This is a genomic window from Streptomyces massasporeus (assembly GCF_014648995.1).
GTDB classification, from domain to species: Bacteria; Actinomycetota; Actinomycetes; order Streptomycetales; family Streptomycetaceae; genus Streptomyces; species Streptomyces massasporeus.
In genome coordinates, this window is the sequence record NZ_BMSE01000066.1 from 1 (window position 1) to 916 (window position 916).

The window sequence follows — 916 nt, forward strand, 5'->3', positions numbered from 1 at the left end:
CACTCCGGCGCCGGTCAAAGCACCGCCGGTCGCAGCGATGGTGGGGGCGCACCCTACGACGGTGGTACATCCCGGCGCAGCTGCGACCGCCCCGATACCGGAGGCAATGCCCGCGAGGGCGGCACCCGTTCCCTCCAGGAATGGCCCAATTTTGAAGAGTCCCGTGGGGTCGCTGTTGTTGATGAAGTCGCCGGCGGCGTAGAGGTACGGGTTCTTCTCCTGGCCGGAGGGGTCGGGTTGGGTGAAGCGGCCGAGGGTGGGGTCGTAGTAGCGGTGGCCCATCTTGTAGAGGCCGGTCGGGTCCAGGTACGTGCCCGCGTAGCGGTGGGGCTGGGGGACTGCCTCTGCGGTGGTGCCGCGCGGTATGCCTGTGGGGCCGTAGGCGTAGGTGTGGGTGCGTTTGCCCGTGTCGTCGGTGAGGCCGAGGACGTTGCCCGTGGCGTCGGTGAGGTAGTAGTAGGACTTCCCCCCAGTCGTCATGGAGTTCAAGGTGCCCGCCGGTTCGCGGATGAATCCGGTGTCCACGCCGTTCGTGGTCGTGGAGGCCAGGCCGAGGGCGGTGTGGTGGAACCAGGTCGAACCCAGCTTGGTGCGCTCGGAGTTGTCCGTGCCCGCGTGGACCAGGTCGTAGGTCTTGCCGCCCGCGGTGACGGTGGAGAGCTGGCTGTAGTCCGTCCAGGTCTCATTCGTGCGGGCGGTGGCGCTCGCGCCCGCCGTCTCGTTGCCGAGCTTGTCGTAGGACCAGCCCGTGGTGGAACCGTTCTTGCCGGTCAGCTCGCTCGCGTCGTCGTAGGTGTAGGTGGTGCCGCCGGGGCAGGCGTTCTTGGTGCCATCCTGGCTGGTGAGGTTGCCGGCTTTGTCCCAGCAGTAGAGCCACGACGCCTTGCGGGCACCCGCGGAGTCGGCTTCCAGGGCG

Annotated in this window: 1 protein-coding gene; it reads right to left on the minus strand. The window is 68.2% G+C overall.

The features are described from left to right. Nucleotides 1-916 (minus strand): RHS repeat-associated core domain-containing protein (locus IE153_RS41235; RefSeq protein WP_189594804.1); only part of this gene is annotated, 916 nt, incomplete at both ends.